This is a genomic window from Cohnella candidum (assembly GCF_003713065.1).
Taxonomy (GTDB): domain Bacteria; phylum Bacillota; class Bacilli; order Paenibacillales; family Paenibacillaceae; genus Cohnella; species Cohnella candidum.
The window spans coordinates 3,412,586-3,430,871 of record NZ_CP033433.1 but is presented as its reverse complement, the minus strand read 5'-3'; the positions used below and the strand labels follow the sequence as shown (position 1 = coordinate 3,430,871).

The following is an 18,286-nucleotide window of genomic DNA, read 5'->3' as shown; positions in this document are numbered from 1 at the left end:
TGGTGAAGGCAGGAACCAAAGACGCACTTTTGTGGGGCGTCGGAGTCGGCTTCATGTCGGCCGCCGCACTCGGACTCGAAATCGCGCTCGCCAACGTATTCGGCGTTCTGCTTCAGTACCACTATGTTTCTTTCATCGTGTCCCTGGCGATCTTCGGCATTGGAGCGGGCGCATACGCCTCCCGAAAATATGGGGATCCGGCCGGGAAAGGCACGCAGTCTTCCGCTTGGATATGCTTGGCGGCGGGCGTCTATATCGCTTTGCTCAGCGTGTTTCTGGCCAAGTTTCCCTACGCGAACCAAATGGCTCTGTATGCGTTGCTGGCCGCCGTTCCGTTCGGACTGTTCGGCTGGGTCACCGGCAAAGCGTTAAATGCCGGAGCCATGAAAGCCAGCGCCGTGTATGCCTCCGATTTGCTGGGCGCAGGCGTGGGCGTGGTCGGCGCGTACGCGCTGCTCTACCGGCTTGGCGGCCTCGGCGCCTTGTTCGCGATGTCCGCGTTCGCCTTTGCCGGCGCGATCGTCCTGTTCGGCTTGAAAGATGAGCGGATCGGCAATGGCGGCCGAAAGCGCCGTGCGGGAATGGCGGCGTCCTCGCTTCTACTTGGGGGAAGCATCATTCTTGGCATCTTCGCCGGCCCTCAATCCGCTTGGTGGAAAATCGATTTTGCCGGGTTGAAAGGCGCCGCCCCCGACAAGACGATCGTGGCGTCGCTGCAAAGCCCGGGGGCGCGCATCGAACGCACGACATGGGATCCGTTTGCGCGGACCGACGTGGTGTCCACGACCGATCCGACGCGCAAAATGGTGTTCGTGGACGGCGGCGCAGGGAGTTATATCTATAAATTCGACGGAAACCTGAATTCGATGGCCGGATTGGCGCAGGACATCGAATTTTTGCCTTTTGCCGCGGGGCCCGCGGAGAAGGCGGTCGTGATCGGTTCGGGGGGCGGCCGCGACGTGCTGTACACGCTGCTGGCCGGAGCGAAAGACGTCACCGCCGTCGAGCTTAGCGAAGGCATCGTGCGCAGCATGAGGGAGGACACCGCTTACAACGGAGGCATTCTGGATCGCCCAGGGGTCCATACCGTCGTGGGGGATGGGCGGGGCGTGCTGGAACGGAGCAGCGAGTCTTTCGATCTCATCGTGCTGGATCTCGTTTATTCCCAAGTGGGAGGCCTGAACGGCCAGGCGTTATCGGAAAACTATGTATTTACGAAAGACGCGTTTGAAACCTACGTGAACCGCCTGAAGGCGGGCGGCCGGATCATCGTGGTGTCCCACCAGGGAATCGAGGGCGTCCGGGCCTTCTATACCGGTTATTCGGCGTTGATGAAAGAGATGAATCTGACGCCTGCTGAAGCCGGAAGCCGCGTGGCGTTGATCATGGCGCCGGAAGGATCGAAATCGCCCAATTTGACCCTGTCGATGATTCAGAAGTCCCCTCTGACGAAGGATCAGCTGACCTTGCTGCAGGCAGGCGTCCAATCTCTCAGCTTGCAGCCTCTCTTCCTGCCTCAAACGCATGAGCAGCTGCTGAAGCCTCTGCTGGACGGGAAAATGCCGTTTGACGACTTCGTGAGGGATTCGGATTTTAACGTATACCCGACGACGGATGACCGGCCTTTCTTCTACCAACTTCAACCCGGTTGGCCGGAATCGATGAAATCCTGGCTTGCCGTCATTGCGATTCTGACCGTCCTGTTCGCCGGGTGGGTGTGGTGGATGGAAGTCGCGCCTGCGGCAACGACGGGGGGATCCGCCGGCAAGCCGCTGAACGCGAGAATCAAGGTGCGCCTCGGACCGGTCGCGTATTTCGCGCTGCTCGGAATCGGATATATGTGCATCCAGATGACGTTCATACAAAAAACGGTGAAGTTTGCCGGAAGTCCCGCGTTGGCCGCATCGGTCATCATTTTCGCGATGCTGGCAGGGGGAGGCGCCGGCAGCCGGTTCGCGGGCGTTTTCCGGGCTTCGGAGCGATTCGCGCTGCCGGCCGTGATCCTGCTGGCCATCGTTCTAACGGTTGCGTCGGACCAATGGGGAGCCGCGCTGCATCGGCTGGACTTGGCGGTAAGAATGACCGTGATCGGCTTGCCGGTGTTTATGTTCGGGTTTGCGGCGGGCATTCCCCTGCCTTCCCGGTTGGAACGCGAGGAACTCCGGCAGGCGGGGGTATCCCCGTTTTTGTTCGCGGTGAACGGCATCGCGGGAATTTGGGGGTCCTGGTTAGGCTCGTGTCTTGCTTTATCCGGCGGACTGAACGGAACGCTGGCCGGAGGCTGTTTATGTTACTTCATCCTTGCCGCAGCGGCTTGGTACAAACGGAGAGGTGTTCATCATGGAAACGAAGCGGGAACTGCGGCTTGACCGATCGCTGGATTCATTCCGGGAGGAAAGGGATGTCCGGGAGGTCACGATTCGGGATTTGTATATTTGCGCGGGAAACCGATCTTACATGGTCGGTTCGCAAAACGGAGGATTTCCGGATTTCGGGCATCACGTCCAGGATGAGATGGGCGGGTTGTGGGACCATCCGATCAAACTGATGGACGGCTTTTGGCTTCGTATCGCCGATCGGGAAGATACGGAAACCGAAGGCGGCGTTTGGCTGGATGCCGCCGATACGTTTTGCAATTATCCCTATTACAATGAGTTCGTTTACCGTCTTGAGAAATGGGGACTCGAAGTCGTCCGCCATCAATTTTGCCCCGACGATACGGAAGGCTTCGTGGTGACCTATCGGTTGCGCGATAAGAGCGGTGAAGGCCGGAGGCTGGCGGTGGAATTCAACGGACGCTCGGATTTGAGTCCGGTTTGGTTTTCGGAACATGCGGGCATTGAAGACGGCCAAGACGAGGGAAGCATCGATTGGGAAAGCCATACGTTTCGCGGTCGGGACGACCGGAACCCTTGGTTCGTTATTTTCGGGTCCGATCAACCGTTCGCGGACGCCCATATCGGGCAAGATCCGGAAGGCCCCCGCGCAACAGCGGGATTGGGCGTATCGGCCGGGCTGACCTACGAGGTGGAGATTCCGGCGGGTGAACAAGCGGTCATCCGGTTTTTTATCGCGGGGTCTTACCGTTCCGAAGAAGAAGCTTCGCAAACGTTCGATCGATTGAAACGGGAACATGCGGAGCTGTTGGAAGCCAAAAGGGCTCGTTACGAGTCTTTGCTGAACAAAACCGTGCTGACCCTTCCGGACGACCGCCTGCGTTATATTTTCGACTGGGTCAAATTCCATAACGACTGGCTGGTCCGCGAAGTGCCCGAGATCGGGCGAGGATTCGGCGCAGGACATCCGGAGTATCCATGGTGGTTCGGCTGCGACAACAGCTATGCGCTGCTGGGCTTGCTGCCGGTGGGACAACACCGGCTGGCGCTGGAAACGTCCGATCTGATTCGAAGCGTGTCCGAGCGCGCGAACGGCAACGGCCGGATCATCCATGAACTGTCCACCTGCGATGTCGTGGCGAATCCCGGGAATACGCAGGAGACGCCCCATTACATTCAGAGCGTGTGGGAGCTGTTCTCGTGGACGGGAGACCGGGCGTTTCTGGAGCGGGCTTATCCGACGGTGAAGAAAGGCTTGTCCTGGCTGCTCGAAGAAATGGATCCGGACGGCGATTTGCTGCCCGAGGGATACGGCATCATCGAGATTGAAGGACTGAACGTCGAGCTGATCGATACGGCCGTGTATACCTGGTCCGCGCTTCAGTGCGGCGCCCGCATGGCGGAGCTTTTCGGAGAGATGGAATTGGCAAGTCGCTACTCCGAAACCGCCTTGCGGCTCGGGGACAAAATCAACCGCGACCTTTGGATCGACAGCGAAGGTTTGTACGCCGACGCCATGGCGCCGGTCGGTAAAGTGCTGGAGAGGATGCCGCTGTACATTGCGCGGGCCAGAGCGGACGGAGCCGAAAGCGCCGCGCGGCAGATGGAAGAGATGCAGGCGGTGATGGGCGGAATGGATCCCGATCAGGAACGGCCATGGCTGTTCAAAAACTGGGTGATCAATACGCCGATGGAAGTCGGGCTTGCTCCCCGCGACCAAGCCGTACGGGCACTGGACCGAATGGGAACGGAGGAATTCACCGGTCCTTGTGGGACCTACCTGTCCGGAATGTACCGGACGAACATGATGACGATTTCGACGGGCGTACAGGCCGTCGCCGAGGCGAAGTACGACCGGATGGACGAATCGCTTCGCTTTATCCGTCTTATTGCCTCGACGTTCAACCTGCGTCTTCCCGGGTCGATCTCGGAGATGTCGCCCGATTACGGGTGTTTCGTCCAGGCGTGGACGAATTACGGGATGGCTTGGCCGTTGATGCGGTTCATGTTCGGGATCCAACCGGAGTCCCATTTGAACAAGCTGACGCTCCGCCCTCGCCTTCCTTCGGAATGGAAAGAAGCTTCCGTGGAACGCGTGGAGCTCGGGTCGGGAGCCCGTTCCAACGAGCTGGATTTGGGCATCGAGCTCGGCTCGGAACAAGACGCGTACCGGATTAAGCTGGCAAATGAAGGCTGGAATATCGTATTGGACGTGCCGAACGCATCCGGCGCCGAAATCCGGTTGGACGGAGCCCGGATACAACCGGAAGCGGTCGGTCCGGACGGCTCGGCTGTCATTCGGATCGAGCGCGCTGCATCCCATGAAATTCTCGTGATGCGAGGTTGATGGAAGCATGAAGTTTCCCTATGATCCGGATTTCGCCGTATTTGCGGACGGAAGACGGTTCGGCAGCGCAACCGCCGGGGTATCCGATCTGGGCAGAAGGGAAAAGCGCGAGGAAACGGGAGCCCCCGTCATCACCGTCACTTTCGGTTACGAACGGGAAGGCATTGAAATCGATCGCCATCGCATCGATTACGACGGCTTTTCCGTGATGGAACAATGGCTCACGATTCGCAATACGGGGCATGAACCGCTGAGCATCGACAGGATCGATTCCTTCTGCGTTTCTCTTCCCCGGGAAGAGTGGCGGTTGCTCTTTTTCCGCAGCGATTGGGGAGCGGAATTCGAACCGGAGGAATCGGTTCTTCAAGATACCGTCATTCTGGAGACGCTACACGGAAGGTCGTCGAAGGGGATGCAGCCCTGGATGACGCTGATTCGCGGCAACGGCGGCCTCTTGAACGTATGTCCCGTCTGGTCGGGCAACTGGATTTTACGCTGCATGCGGGAAGAAGACGATGCTTACCGCATGAGCGGGGGCTTGCATGACCGGGATTTCCAAGTCGTTCTGGCCCCGGGGGAAGCATTGGAGAGCATCCGTGTCGTAATGGCTGCCGGCAGCGATGCCGATTTGAATACCGTCTCCGTCCCTCTCGCGCGCATTGGCCGGAAATTCTGGTATCCGCGAAACGCCCTTTCGCAATCCTTGCCCGTCGAATGGAACCATTGGTGGACTTACGAAGACCGGCGGATTAACGAAACCGTGTTTCTTGAAAACGCGGAGCAAGCGGCAAACCTCGGGATCGAGGTTTGCACGCTGGATGCCGGATGGTTCGGACCCGATGAGGCCGAAGCGCCATGGTACGATTATCGCGGCGATTGGGACCTTGTAAACCGCAGTCGTTTTCCCGGCGGAATCCGAAGACTATCCGACGAGATACACGAAAAAGGAATGATGTTCGGCCTTTGGTGCGAGATCGAGGCGCTGGGGGAGCGGGCTCGGCTGGGCCAGCAATTTCCGGATTTCGCCGCCGCCCGGGATGGGGAACGTCTCGGATATTTGTGTTTCGGGAATCCGGAGGTGCGCGACTGGGCGTTCCGGACGCTCGACCGGCTCATTCGCGAGTACGGATGCGATTGGATCAAACTGGACTTCAACCTGGATCCGGCGTCCGGCTGCAACCGGACCGATCATGGGCACGGTGCCGGGGATGGCTTATTCCGGCATTATCAGGGCTACTACGAAGTGCTGGACCGCGTCCGGGAGGCACATCCGGATGTCCTGTTGGAGAACTGCGCATCCGGCGGGCTGCGAAACGATCTCGGTATCATGAGGCACGCTCACGTAACGTTTCTGAGCGACCCGGATTGGCCGGAGCACAGCCTGCAGGTATTTTGGGGAGCGACCACTTTCCTGGCGCCGAACGCCTGCCTGCATTGGAGTTACTCGGATTGGCTGGGACAGCATCCCGAGCAGCGATTCAAACCGGACGATCCCGGTCTGGGACAGGCGCAATTCGATTTCTATACGCGCATTTCGATGATGAGAGGATTCGGATTTTCCCAGAACCTGCCGGGACTTCCGGATTGGATCCGGGAACGAATCGCCTTTCACGTCCGCGTATACCGGACCCTCGTCAATCGGTTCGTGAAGGATGCGGACCTCTATCGTTTGACGGGCCAGCCCCTGCGCGGCGGCAAAGGAGACCGTTGGACCGCCTTCCAATACAGCATGCCGGACGGGGCGGAGCATCTTTTGTTCGTATTCCGGTTGTCCGGAGCCGATCCCAGGCGATACGTCCGTTTAACGAATTTGGCTGCGGACGGGAACTATGAGTTAGCGGGGTTGCCGGGAGCAAGGCGGCGGTTTCGGGGCTCGGAGCTGATGGGGCTGGGAATCCGTTTCGAGCATATGGCGGAAGAGGAATCCGCCTTGATTCACATCCGCAGAACGGAAGAATGAGAAAATTTTAGGAATGCAAACGCCGTTTGATGCTCGGTCACTCGGGTAAAAAGCCTTGTCGAGAGACAGACGCTTATCCGAAAGGAGTGATCCGTGTATGGCGCGCGGCAAAGAAGGGAAAATGAGCAGGGAAGAAGCGGGCCGTTTGGGCGGCATCGCGACGGCGAAGAAGCACGACCGGGATTTTTACCGGGAGATCGGACGCAAGGGAGGCAACGCGACCTCCGAATCCCACGGCCGGGAATTCTATCAAGAGATCGGCCGCAAAGGCGGGGAGGCCACTTCGAACTCCCACGACCGGGAATTTTACCAGGAGATCGGCCAAAAAGGCGGCGAAGCCCGCGGCTCCGGAAGCTCCGGGGGCTCCGAAGGCTCCGGAGGCAGCAGGGGCAAGCGGGGATCCCGCGAATGAACGACCTACGCGCCAAGAGAACAACCTGACCGGAAATCCATCCGGTGCAGGTTGTTCTTTTTTAGTGCCTGCTCGCTGCCGCCGCTTGCTTGCGAAACGAGAGGAACCAAGCTTCGGAAGATAAGATTTTTCTTAAGAGAAGAACCGTTTTGTCCCTCCTGGGAGTGGTAAAGAGAACATGTCAACACGACAAACAAACCTTCGAAGGAGTGATTCGGAATGGCACGCAACAACGGAAGCGACGACGGAAAAATGAGCCGCGAGGAAGCGGGACGCATGGGTGGAGAAGCTACAGCCAAAAACCATGACAAAGAGTTTTACCAGGAAATCGGACGCAAGGGCGGAGAAGCGACGTCCGAATCGCATGACAAAGATTTCTATCAGGAAATCGGCCGTAAGGGCGGGGAAGCCACGTCCGAGTCGCATGACCGGGAATTCTATCAGGAAATCGGCCAAAAAGGCGGCGAAGCCCGCGGCGGCGGGAACAACGGCAATGGCCGGGGCCGCGGCGACGGCGGCGACAAGGACGGCAAAATGAGTCCCGAGGAAGCGGGCCGCAAAGGCGGAGAAGCCCGTTCCCGCAATAACGACTGACCTGACTACGGCAAACGGCCCTGCGGTTAAGCAGAGGCCGTTTGTTTTTTCTTGCGGGCCGGGAGATGGCACGCTCTATAGTAGGGCATCAGCGAATGGTAAGAGATTTCCTGGAGCAATGCCGCGTAAGGAGAATCCGTCAGCAGGTTATACGCGTATTTCCAGGCGTTCCGCTCGATCCGGAGCGCCAAGCTTTTCTTCTCTCTCGCGGGAAGCCGATCCCGTTCGAGGCGCTCCGACAGCTCCTGCAGATCAGGGTCTTCCGCATGGCCCAGCTCGTGGGACAAAATCACGACCCCGAATGCCTCGGCATACGCATCCGTGCCGAACAGCTGCAGGCATTGCTCGCGGATCGTTTCCCGGTACAACGTGACTTGATGGGAGACGGGATTGTATTTGCCTCCGACGAGCCTTCGGCCCGGAAACCGCTCCTCGACGACAACGCTGGCGGCGCTGCCCGACCGTGCCAGCCAGCATCCGATCCTTTCCTCGAAATCCCCTCTGGTCAATCCCTTCACCCGTTCTTTCTTTCGCAGATAGAATCCATTATAGACTCTTGCGCGCGAAACGCCAGTTTCCGAAGAACCATTAGCATTGACGGCTTGCTTCCCTTCATACCTATTTAACGGAGGATCGGAAGGGAGGGTGGACGGATGGCCGTCAGGGGACCGGCATTGCAACAGGGAGATACGATCGGCGTCGTGACGCTGGGCAGCCCGCTTGCTCGGGACATCATCGACGAACGTGTCCGATATTTGCAAGCCATGGGCTTTCAAGTCGCCATCGGCAGGCACGTCTACGACCAGAACGGCTATTTGGCCGGATCGGATACGGACAGGGCGACGGATCTGATGGGCATGTTCGCGGACCCTCGCGTCAAAATGATCTTGCCCGTTCGCGGCGGCGTCGGCGTAGAAGGCATCCTGCCGTATCTGGACTATGCCATGATCGCCTCGAATCCGAAGCTTCTCAGCGGCTACAGCGACATTACCGTGCTGTTGAACGCGCTGTACCAGTTCTCCGGACTTGTGGCCCTGCACAGCCTGATGCTCATCGATTTCCGCCCGGAAACGCCGGCCTACAATTTCGGACAGTTTTTTACGGCCGCATCTTCGGCCGCCGTTCCCCGAGCGATCTCCAATCCTCCCGGCATGCCGCTCGCGGGCAAGGTACCCGGTCAGGCGGAAGGACCGGTCGTCGGCGGAAACGTCACTTCGTTGGTCGGTTCTCTGGGCACTCCGTTCGAGCTCGACACCTCGGGCGCGATTCTGCTATTGGAAGAGACGCACGAGCCGATCAACCGGGTGTACCGTTCACTGGAACAGCTGAAGCTGGCCGGCAAATTCGAAGACTGCGCGGGCATCCTGGTCGGACAATGCACGCACTGCCCGGACGCATACGGAAAGTCCTACGAGAACCTGATCGACGAGTTCCTCGTGCCGCTCGGAAAACCCCTGGTCTCAGAACTCGCTTCCGGTCACGGAGTTTACAAGGCGGCGATTCCGATCGGCTCCCGGCTTCGGATCGACGGCGGGACGGGAGAGTTGGAGCTGCTCGAGCCGGCGGTTCGTCCTTGAACTTCCGCATGTATGAGGATCTGCTCCCCTGCCTAAAACGTTGGACAAGCGGCGGAGACGGCTCCATACTGGAGATAGATCGATGGAGCCGAGGAGAGAGATGCGATGAGCACGAGAGTCACGATCCCTTTATGGCAAGGGGAACCTCCTTACGGGGAGGGAACGGAACCGAAGCAAATTCCCAGGCTGACGCTTTATCCCGCCGAGGGAGCGCGCGGCCTTGTCGTCGTGTGCCCGGGAGGCGGCTATGGAGGTTTGGCGGACCACGAAGGAGGACCGGTGGCCGAGTGGCTGAACGCAATCGGGATTTCGGCGGTCGTGCTGAAATACCGGCTTTCCCCCTACAGCCACCCGGTTCCGCTCGCGGACGCGTCACGCGCGATCCGCCATGCCCGTCATTTGGCGGGGGAATGGGGCCATTCGCCGGACCGGATCGGCATCCTTGGCTTCTCCGCGGGGGGTCATCTGGCCGCTTCCGCCGGTACGCTGTTCGGCAACGGCCATCCGGAGTCGGCCGATCCGGTCGAGCGGCTGCACAGCCGTCCGGACGCGATGGTCCTGTGCTATCCGGTGATCTCGTTCGGGGAATACCGCCATCACGGATCGATGGTGAACCTGCTCGGGGACAATCCCGATCCGGCGTTAAGGCAGCAGCTGTCCATCGAAAAACAGGTCGGAAACGATACCCCGCCGGCATTCATCTGGTTCACGGACGACGACGGAGCCGTACCCGCGGAGAACGGATTATTGATGGCAGGAGCGCTTAGCCGCCATCGCATTCCTTACGAGCTGCACGTCTTCGAGCACGGCCGGCACGGTCTCGGCTTGTGCGACGGAGAGGACTTGACCGCGCGCGCCTGGACCTCGCTATGCGAGAATTGGCTTCGCAAGCAAGGATTCTGAAGGAAGAAATAAAGAGAGCCTCCGGCCGGACGATTCAGCGGCCGAAGGCTCTCTTTTCGTTTCTCCGGACTACTTCATCGCGATTTGCAGGAGCCGTTGGATGTCCGCCGCCATTTGGCGCGGTGATGAGCTTCCCGCGCCGGAACGGATGCGGTCGATCGTACGCACCGCTTCCGGGCTCGTGACGGAATAGACTTTGACGTTGCCCATGTTGCTGCGGACCCACCGTTCCGCCTGCTCGAGGCTGTCGTGAGTCGCCTGAGCGCCGGCCCCATACGTTCCCGCGTTCAAGCCGGGGCCGACCTCCGGCCCTTTGCCCGACAGGCCGGCCGTGCCGCTTAACACCTTCTGTTGCATGGAATCGTATTGGCCCGCGGTCGTGCGGTGCTTGCTTTCCGCGAGGATGACCATGTCGTCGAGCGCGAATACGCGGATGTCGGAGAGCCCGGCGCCGCTCAGCCGCGACTCGATGTGGGACGACAGGCCGTGGCTGTGGAGACCCGAACTTCCGATGACGCTGTACACGGAGCTGCCCAAGCCGTAGCTGGTGCCGCCGTATTGGTTCGTCGTTCTCGTTTTCATCCGGTCCACGCTCGGGATCGCTCTGGGATCATGGTTGCCGGCATGGTGCGGGGGCAGGAGCGATTTCGCTTTGAGGCTGTCGTCGGTCGCTTGCTGCTGCCGGGCGATGTCTTGCCCGTCGTAGGACTGCTGGCGCATCGTGTTCGCTTGGCAAGCGGGCAGAAGCAGCGCGCCGGTCAGCGCCAGGGCGGATAATGCGGTTCTTTTCATCGGGATCTCCACCTTAAGCTGGATTGGTTTTTTTTAGCATGACCAAATTCCGGGAATGCATAATCGCTTTTTTTTGGAAAAACAATAAACCGGTAAAGAAAGCCAATCCATCGAACATCCGAGGTGATCTCAATGGCCGACAATGAAGGGCCTAAGGGTACCCAGCCTCCAGGCTCGCGGCAAGGAGGCGGCGTGCAGGAGCCGTCGCGGAGGAAGTTCCTCGTCAACGCAGGCTACGCGATCGGCGGCGTCGTCGTAGGCGGGGCGCTGGGCAGCCTGATCCGCCGCAATAACAAGGCCGCCGCTCCTTCCCCAGCTTCGCCTTCGGCTTCCCCGGGCGCGGCCCCGGCCGCGGAGCCCAAGAACTACAACCGGGCGCTGATGTTCCTGACCCAGGAGCAGTTCGCGACATTGAACGCGGCGACGGAAAGAATCTTCCCGACGGACGACACGGGACCGGGAGCGCAGGCGCTGGGCGTGGCCTATTTCATCGACCACCAGCTGGCCGGGGAATGGGGGTTTAACGGCAGGGAGTACATGTCTCCGCCGTTCTATCACGGGGAAACCGTGCAAGGGTACCAAGGGCGGCTGAAGCGGCGGGAAATTTTCGCCATCGCGCTGAAGGAAATGGACAACTACAGCCAGTCCCAGTTCAGCAAAAATTTCGTGGATCTCACGGCAGACCAGCAAGACAGCGTGTTGTCGGATTTCGAATCGGATAAAGTGCCGCTGACCACGATTTCTCCGAGCGGGTTTTTCAAAATGCTCCGTTCAAGCACGATCGAAGGCGCGTACAGCGATCCGCTTTACGGCGGCAACCTGGACATGGCCGGGTGGAAAATGCGCAGCTACCCGGGCAACCAGATGAGCTATGCGGCCGTCATCGACAAAGAGTTTACCGCGATGCCGCCGAACAGCCTGCAAGACCACATGGCAGGTCATTAAGAAAGGGGGGACATTATCATGGCCAAAACATTGCCGAAAACGGACGTGGTCATCGTCGGCGTCGGCTGGGGAGGCGGCATCATCGCCTCCGAGTTAACCAAAGCCGGGATGAACGTCGTCGGACTTGAGCGCGGCAAAGAACGCAAGACGGAAGATTATTTCATGGTCCACGACGAGCTCCGGTATTCCCAGCGTTACGAGCTGATGCAGGATTTGTCCAAGGAAACGGTGACCTTCCGAAGCAACGAGAAGATGCGAGCCCTGCCCATGCGGGCATACGGATCGTTCCTGATCGGCGACGGGATCGGGGGAGCTGGCGTGCATTGGAACGGACAGACGTTCCGGTTTCTGCCGTACGACTTCCAAATCCGCAGTAAAACGATCGAGCGGTACGGCAAGGCGAAAATTCCCGACGGGATGACGATTCAAGACTGGGGCATCACCTACGACGAAATGGAGCCGTACTACGACAAGTTCGAGAAAATGGCGGGCATATCCGGCGAGACGAATCCTTTGGCGGGCAAACGCTCCAGCGATTACCCGAACCCTCCGATGAAGAAGTCGCCGCCGATGCAGATGTTCGAGGAGGCCGCCAAAAAGCTCAACCTGCATCCCTACATGCAGCCTTCGGCGAACCTCTCCCAAAACTATACCAACCCCGACGGTATCGCCCGCGCGGCATGCCAATATTGCGGATACTGCGAGCGGTTCGGGTGCGAATACGGCGCGAAAGCGGATCCGGTCGTCACGGTCATCCCGGTAGCGCTGAAAACGGGCAAGCTCGAGATCCGGACCCATTCGCATGTTCGCAGGATCATGCATAGCGGCGGCAAAGCGACGGGGGTCATGTATACCGACGTCACGACGGGCGAGGAAATCGTGCAGCCCGCGGACATCGTCGTGGTGACGAGCTACGTTTTCAATAACATTCGCCTGCTTCTGATGTCCAAGCTCGGTAAGGCTTACAATCCGGCTACCGGCACCGGGGTCGTCGGCAAAAACTATGCCTACCAGGTCCTGAAGGGCAACGCGCTCGGCTTCTACGACGACAAGAAGTTCAATCTGTTCGCGGGAGCAGGGGCGCTCGGCATGAATTTGGACGACTACAACGGCGACAATTTCGACCACTCCGACCTGAAGTTCATTCACGGCGCGTCGATCAGCATCGGGCAAACCGGCTTCCGACCCATCTCCAATAATCAGGTGCCTTCGGGTACGAAGGCATGGGGCCAGGAATTCAAGGCGAATTCGATCAAATACGCTAACAGTTGGATCAGCGTAGGCGGACAAGGCTCCTCGATGCCGTTCCAGCACCACTACATCGATTTGGATCCCGAATACAAGGATGCGTATGGGGATCCGCTCCCGCGGATGACGTTCGACTTCGAGGACCAGGACCGGGAGCTCGCCGTGTTCATGGCCAACAAATGCGAAGAGATCCAGAAGGAGATGGGGGCCAGCCGCATCGACAAGCTGAAAAGCCTCGGCCCTTACGAAATCACGACGTACCAGTCGACGCACAACACGGGCGGCGTCATCATGGGCGCGGATCCGGCAACCTCTGCGGTCAATAATTACCTGCAAATGTGGGACGCGGAGAACGTCTTCGTCGTCGGAGCGAGCGCGTTCCCCCACAACTCGGGCTACAATCCGACGGACACGGTCGGCGCCCTGGCTTACCGCGCTTCGGAAGGCATTCTGAAATACGCCAAAAAAGGCGGCTCGCTGGTTTAATCGCAAATGAAGATGAAACGCATAAAGGGACCCGGCCGATTCGGCCGGGTCCCTTTATCATTCGTTTTTGAATCCGTCAGGTCAGCTTCTGCGGCTCTTCTTTCAGCAGCTCGATCGGATCCGGCTTGTCATCGTCGGCAATGCCGCGGGTCGAGTTGCGGAACTCGCGCAGCGTTTCGCCGAAGGCTTTGCCGAGCAGCGGCAGCTTCGCCGGCCCGAACACGATGAGGGCGATGACCAGAATGATCAGGAGCCCCGAAATACCGATGTTGTGGAACATTAGACACCCTCCAGTAGGTTCGTGATTTACAGGATCAGCCGGGGGACGGCACGGCCAATCCCCTTCTCCGGGCGTAACGCACGGAAATGAACGCGCTGAGTTCGAAAAGAAGGAGAAGCGGAACGGTGACGGACAGATGGGAGACGAAATCGGGCGGGGAGATGCACGAACCGACGACGGCTAAGCCCACGTACGCGTATTTGCGGACGAAGCGGATCCTCGAAGGATTCAGCAGGCCGAGCCGGGTCAGGAACAGAATGACCAGGGGCATCTCGAACGCCAGGCCCAAGGGAAACACGACGTTGAACAGAAACGAGAAATAACGGTCGATTCCGTAGGTTTCCGCGGCTCCCAAGCTCTCGTTCATGCTCTTCATGAAGCGGAGCATCATCGGAAACACGACGAAATAACCAAAGGATAACCCCGTCAGGAACAGCACGAAGGAAGCGGGTACGTAGCGAAACGTTCCTTTGGCTTCCACCGGGGTCAGGCCGGGCCGTACGAAAGCCCAGACTTGATACAACAGAACGGGGAGCGTAACCAACGCCGCGACCAGAAAAGCGCAGCGCAAGTAGACGAACAGGCCGTCGGTGAACGAGAAGACGTTCCACTCGATCGTTTCTCCGGCCGGGTGGCTCTTGAGGCGGAGCAAAATATGCGGGGACCAATAGAGACCCGCGCACATCGCGGCCAAAAACCAGACGCTGACCCAGATCAGCCGTTTGCGGAGCTCCGCCAGATGGCTGACTACATCGTCCTGCAGTTCGATGACGTTCACCCTCTCCACTGCCAGAAATTTCATGACCGTGGTTTTAGCGTACCCACTGCGGCGTTTCCTATTCTTGCGCGAACCATTCATTCGTTTTAGAAGGGATTTGAAGGTATGGGGGATGGAAACGGGGGTAATCTAAGGCGAAAGGATCAGGAAACTGTCCAGAAGCTTCGAGAAACCATTCCGCAGGAGGAAATCAGCCATGAGAAACAAAGTCGTTGCCGTCTTCCTCGTATTCGCCCTCGTGCTCGCCATCTCGGCGTGCCAGAGAAACAACAACGGAGCGCCCGATCAGACTCCCGCGGCTCCGCCGGCGGGCTCGCCTGCGGCTTCTCCGGCTTCTCCCGCAGCGTCCCCTTCGGGGGCGGCCGGCAACGTCAACGCGGAAGCCGTGTTCAAACAGAACTGCATCGCCTGCCATGGCGCGGATCTGCATGGCGGCGTCGGCCCGAACCTGACGGCCGTCGGTTCCCGGTTGTCCTCGGACGCCATCGCGGCCAAAATTTCCGCCGGCGGCGGAGGCATGACCGCTTTCAAAGGCGTGCTGTCCGACGCGGAAATCCATGCGCTGGCGGATTGGCTCGCCGCCAAAAAAGGATAACGTTCTAACCGTCAAAACCGCAAAGCGCCGCTCACCCATCGGGGGAGGCGGCGCTTTGTCGTATCTCGGTTATCTAACCCTGTCTCAACCGTTCCCTCGACCAGTCGTCGATGACCCGGAACACATCCTCGCGGCCCCGTTCATTGTGCAGCTCGTGGCGGAATCCCGGCCATTCCCGAAACGTACATAACGAACCGGCCCGTTCCGCGAACTTGCGGCTGGCGGCGATGGAAGTGACGCGGTCGGCGTCGCCTTGCATGAGGAGCAAGGGGAGGGCCAGTTCTTGCGCATGCTCCAGCGCCCATCGGCCCGCGCGGTGCACGCCGAAGAAGAATCGTGCGGTGATCATGCCGTGTCCCCGGCGATCCTCTCTTAGCTTCACGAGCATCTCCGGATCGGAGGTCAGGTGGGTCGGGTCGAACGGCCGGTCGTTGGTGAATTTCGGGTACACCTTCTCCAGCAGGCGGGCCGCGATAACGGTAAGCGCCGGCGGATCGAAGGCGAGCTTCAGCCAAGGGCTCAGCACGACGACGCCGGCAACGTCAGGCTTGCGCCGGAGCGCGTAGTTCAGCGTCAAATTGCCGCCCATGCTGTGTCCCCACAGAAATATGGGTTTGCCGGGAAAACGCCGGTCCGCCTCCTCGAGCATCCGGTCGATCCCTTCCAGCAAATCTTCATAGGAATCCGTGTGCCCGCGTTTGCCGTCCGTACGTCCGTGGCCTAACTGGTCGAAGCCCAACACGGCATAGCTTCGCGCCGTAAACCATTCCGCCACGTGGACGTATCGGCCGGTGTGCTCCCCCATGCCGTGGGTGATCAGGATTACCGCTTCGGCCGCACCCGGCCCTGCGTCCGGCGTCCATTCGCAAGCGTAAACTTTGTTTCCGCCTCGGGCCGTCCAGCCCCATTCGCGTTCTTTCAAGGAGAAAAGCTCCTTTCGCCCGGTTTCTGTTTCCTATTATCTCATATTCCGCGGCGATGGATAGTTCCTCGAAGTCAAAATGCACCGCAAATAAGCCGAAAGAGCCGTCCCGAGGGACGGCTCTTCCGCTCGTCAGTGGTTGTTGCCGGATGAATTGCCTTTCTTGTCGGTCGAACGGGTCGTCGTATTCTGACGGCCGTGCCCTTGTTGCTTGGCTCCCATGGTTTCAACCTCCTTCGTCACCGGATCCTGTTTAGCTTGCGCGGATCGGCGGGCGGCTATCACGTGCCGGATGTTGCCAAAAGGAGTCCGGGAAGCGCATAATGACCGTGAGGTGATCGTACTTGCTGCGGACTCTGGCCATATCGGACAATGGGGATAAAATCGAAAACATCCCCCTGCACAACTTGACCGACCCCGGCATCAAATGGTTTTGGGTCGATTTCGATTGCCCGACGGAGGATGAAACGAAGCTGCTGGACAGCTATTTCCATTTTCATCCCCTCGCGATCGAAGACTGCCTGCACCTCCTGCAGCGGCCCAAGCTCGATCACTATGCGGATACGCATTTCTTTGTCATCCACGGCATCGATACCGAAACGCTCAAAGCGGAAGAAATCAACTTTTTCCTCGGCCCGAGAGGCATCGTGACGTTCCATTTGAAGCCTTCCGCGGAAGTGGACGAAGCCTGGCGGCGAATGCAGGAGGACGGACTGTACAAGAAGCAGGATCACCACTACGTGGCGTACCTGATCATGGATAAGCTGGTCGACAACTATTTTCCGACGCTGTACAAGATCGAAGACCATATGAACGACCTGGAGAGCCGGGAAGAGAGCGAAAAGCTGCAGACGCTCATCGACGAAGTGTACGACATCCGGAACGATTTGCTGAGGCTCCGCCGGACGGTCATCCCGATGCGCGACCTGCTTTACCGGACGCTGAACTCCGACAAAATCCCGGGCATTCGCGAGCATAACGCCTATTTCACCGATATATACGACCATTTGCTGAAGCTGACCGACATGATCGAGTCCAACCGCGAGATGACGGCCGATTTGCGGGACAGCTACGATTCCATCCGTTCCAGCCGAATGAACATGATCATGAAGACGCTGACCGTCATCACGACGATTTTCATGCCGCTGACCTTCATCGCGGGCATCTACGGCATGAACTTCCACAATATGCCCGAGCTGAACTGGCACTTCGGCTATTTCGGCGTGCTGGCCGTCATGGCCGTGCTGGGGGTCGGCATGTACGTTTGGTTCAGGCGCAAGGGCTGGTTCGACTAAAAAGGGGAGGCGGTGCTCGGCATGCGGATGTCGGTTTGCGTAGACTCGGTTTTTCGCGGGATGGATACGGTTGAAGCGATGCGCCGGGTACGCCTGGCGGGATACGGCGCTTACGAATTTTGGTCCTGGTGGGATAAGGACATTGGCGCCGTGAAAGCCGCCCAGGAGGAGAACGGCCTGACTCTGACGGCCATGTGCACCAAATTCGTCAGCCTGGTCGATCCGGCGGAACGCGACCGGTACTTGGAAGGGCTTCGCGAGTCGCTGGAAGCCGCCCGCGCGCTTGGCTGCAAGCTGCTGATTTCGCAAACGGGGCAAGACCGGGTCGGCGTGCCGCGGGATGAACAGCGGGCATCGCTTGCGGACGGGTTGCGCGCCTGCGTTCCCCTGCTGGAGGAAGCGGGCGTCACGCTGGCGGTGGAACCGCTCAATACGGCCGTCGACCACGCGGGATATTTCCTGTCTTCTTCGGACGAGGCGTTCGGCATCGTAAGGGAAGTCGGAAGCCCGTTCGTGAAGGTGCTGTTCGACGTCTACCACCAGCAGATTACCGAGGGGGACCTCATCCGGCGAATCCGGGCGAACCGTCATTTGATCGGCCACTTCCACGCCGCCGGACATCCCGGGCGCGGCGAATTGGATGCGGGTGAGATCCATTACGAAAACGTACTGGGTGCGATTCGCGAAACGGGATACGAGGGGTACGTCGGGTTGGAATATTTTACGGACGGGGACCCGATGCCGGGCCTCCTTCGATGGTCGGATAAAGGGAAGCAAGAGGCTTAGGCCGCCGAGGCTTCCGCATGAAATACGAGA

17 protein-coding genes are annotated in these 18,286 nt (G+C 59.2%); 12 read left to right on the top strand and 5 right to left on the bottom strand.

The window, feature by feature from the left end:
• Positions 1 to 2 precede the first annotated feature (2 nt).
• From EAV92_RS15685 to EAV92_RS15665, 5 genes are all read left to right on the top strand, one after another.
• Entirely contained in the window at positions 3 to 2,369 is a 2,367-nt protein-coding gene (locus tag EAV92_RS15685; protein ID WP_123041976.1) for a spermidine synthase family protein, read from the top strand.
• Positions 2,341 to 4,683, top strand: a complete 2,343-nt coding sequence (locus EAV92_RS15680) for an alpha-L-rhamnosidase-related protein (RefSeq protein ID WP_123041975.1) — start codon at positions 2,341 to 2,343, stop codon at positions 4,681 to 4,683. The genes EAV92_RS15685 and EAV92_RS15680 overlap by 29 nt, the downstream gene beginning before the upstream one ends.
• A 7-nt stretch (positions 4,684 to 4,690) precedes the next feature.
• Positions 4,691 to 6,643, top strand: coding sequence for an alpha-galactosidase (locus tag EAV92_RS15675; RefSeq protein WP_123041974.1), 1,953 nt, complete (start codon positions 4,691 to 4,693; stop codon positions 6,641 to 6,643).
• 97 nt (positions 6,644 to 6,740) lie between these two features.
• Complete coding sequence (locus tag EAV92_RS15670) at positions 6,741 to 7,055, top strand: KGG domain-containing protein (RefSeq protein WP_123041973.1); 315 nt, start codon at positions 6,741 to 6,743, stop codon at positions 7,053 to 7,055.
• Between the two features lie 219 nt (positions 7,056 to 7,274).
• Positions 7,275 to 7,649 carry a KGG domain-containing protein gene (locus tag EAV92_RS15665; RefSeq protein WP_123041972.1) on the top strand — a complete coding sequence of 125 codons (375 nt, stop codon included), beginning with the start codon at positions 7,275 to 7,277 and terminating at the stop codon, positions 7,647 to 7,649.
• 26 nt (positions 7,650 to 7,675) lie between these two features.
• Here EAV92_RS15665 and EAV92_RS15660 read toward each other — a convergent pair whose 3' ends face one another.
• A complete protein-coding gene (locus EAV92_RS15660) occupies positions 7,676 to 8,167 on the bottom strand; it encodes a hypothetical protein (RefSeq protein WP_123041971.1) in 492 nt (163 codons plus the stop codon).
• A gap of 135 nt (positions 8,168 to 8,302) precedes the next feature.
• Here EAV92_RS15660 and EAV92_RS15655 point away from each other — a divergent pair, with 135 nt between their 5' ends.
• Both EAV92_RS15655 and EAV92_RS15650 read left to right on the top strand, forming a co-directional pair.
• Positions 8,303 to 9,226: a S66 peptidase family protein gene (locus EAV92_RS15655; protein WP_123041970.1), complete on the top strand. Its 924-nt coding sequence runs from the start codon at positions 8,303 to 8,305 to the stop codon at positions 9,224 to 9,226.
• A 105-nt stretch (positions 9,227 to 9,331) separates the two neighbouring features.
• Positions 9,332 to 10,129 carry an alpha/beta hydrolase gene (locus EAV92_RS15650; protein ID WP_123041969.1) on the top strand — a complete coding sequence of 266 codons (798 nt, stop codon included), beginning with the start codon at positions 9,332 to 9,334 and terminating at the stop codon, positions 10,127 to 10,129.
• A 69-nt stretch (positions 10,130 to 10,198) separates the two neighbouring features.
• Here the strand turns inward: EAV92_RS15650 and EAV92_RS15645 are convergent, their stop codons facing one another.
• Entirely contained in the window at positions 10,199 to 10,921 is a 723-nt protein-coding gene (locus EAV92_RS15645; protein ID WP_123041968.1) for a hypothetical protein, read from the bottom strand.
• Between the two features lie 132 nt (positions 10,922 to 11,053).
• Between EAV92_RS15645 and EAV92_RS15640 the strand changes: the two genes are divergently transcribed.
• Together EAV92_RS15640 and EAV92_RS15635 are read left to right on the top strand one after the other, a co-directional pair.
• Positions 11,054 to 11,866, top strand: a complete 813-nt coding sequence (locus EAV92_RS15640) for a gluconate 2-dehydrogenase subunit 3 family protein (protein WP_123041967.1) — start codon at positions 11,054 to 11,056, stop codon at positions 11,864 to 11,866.
• 18 nt (positions 11,867 to 11,884) lie between these two features.
• Complete coding sequence (locus EAV92_RS15635; RefSeq protein WP_123041966.1) at positions 11,885 to 13,600, top strand: GMC family oxidoreductase; 1,716 nt, start codon at positions 11,885 to 11,887, stop codon at positions 13,598 to 13,600.
• A 76-nt stretch (positions 13,601 to 13,676) separates the two neighbouring features.
• On the opposite strand, the gene tatA is transcribed toward EAV92_RS15635, so the two are convergent.
• Both tatA and tatC read right to left on the bottom strand, forming a co-directional pair.
• Entirely contained in the window at positions 13,677 to 13,880 is a 204-nt protein-coding gene (gene tatA / locus EAV92_RS15630; protein WP_123041965.1) for a twin-arginine translocase TatA/TatE family subunit, read from the bottom strand.
• A 34-nt stretch (positions 13,881 to 13,914) separates the two neighbouring features.
• Positions 13,915 to 14,682 carry a twin-arginine translocase subunit TatC gene (gene tatC / locus EAV92_RS15625; RefSeq protein ID WP_241158286.1) on the bottom strand — a complete coding sequence of 256 codons (768 nt, stop codon included), beginning with the start codon at positions 14,680 to 14,682 and terminating at the stop codon, positions 13,915 to 13,917.
• A 172-nt stretch (positions 14,683 to 14,854) separates the two neighbouring features.
• Here tatC and EAV92_RS15620 point away from each other — a divergent pair, with 172 nt between their 5' ends.
• Entirely contained in the window at positions 14,855 to 15,253 is a 399-nt protein-coding gene (locus tag EAV92_RS15620) for a c-type cytochrome (protein ID WP_123041964.1), read from the top strand.
• A gap of 73 nt (positions 15,254 to 15,326) precedes the next feature.
• On the opposite strand, the gene EAV92_RS15615 is transcribed toward EAV92_RS15620, so the two are convergent.
• Positions 15,327 to 16,175, bottom strand: a complete 849-nt coding sequence (locus EAV92_RS15615) for an alpha/beta hydrolase (RefSeq protein WP_241158285.1) — start codon at positions 16,173 to 16,175, stop codon at positions 15,327 to 15,329.
• A gap of 344 nt (positions 16,176 to 16,519) precedes the next feature.
• Here EAV92_RS15615 and corA point away from each other — a divergent pair, with 344 nt between their 5' ends.
• Positions 16,520 to 17,470 carry a magnesium/cobalt transporter CorA gene (gene corA, locus EAV92_RS15610; RefSeq protein ID WP_123041963.1) on the top strand — a complete coding sequence of 317 codons (951 nt, stop codon included), beginning with the start codon at positions 16,520 to 16,522 and terminating at the stop codon, positions 17,468 to 17,470.
• Positions 17,471 to 17,491: 21 nt separating this feature from the next.
• Positions 17,492 to 18,256, top strand: coding sequence for a hydroxypyruvate isomerase family protein (locus EAV92_RS15605; RefSeq protein WP_123041962.1), 765 nt, complete (start codon positions 17,492 to 17,494; stop codon positions 18,254 to 18,256).
• Positions 18,257 to 18,286 lie beyond the last annotated feature (30 nt).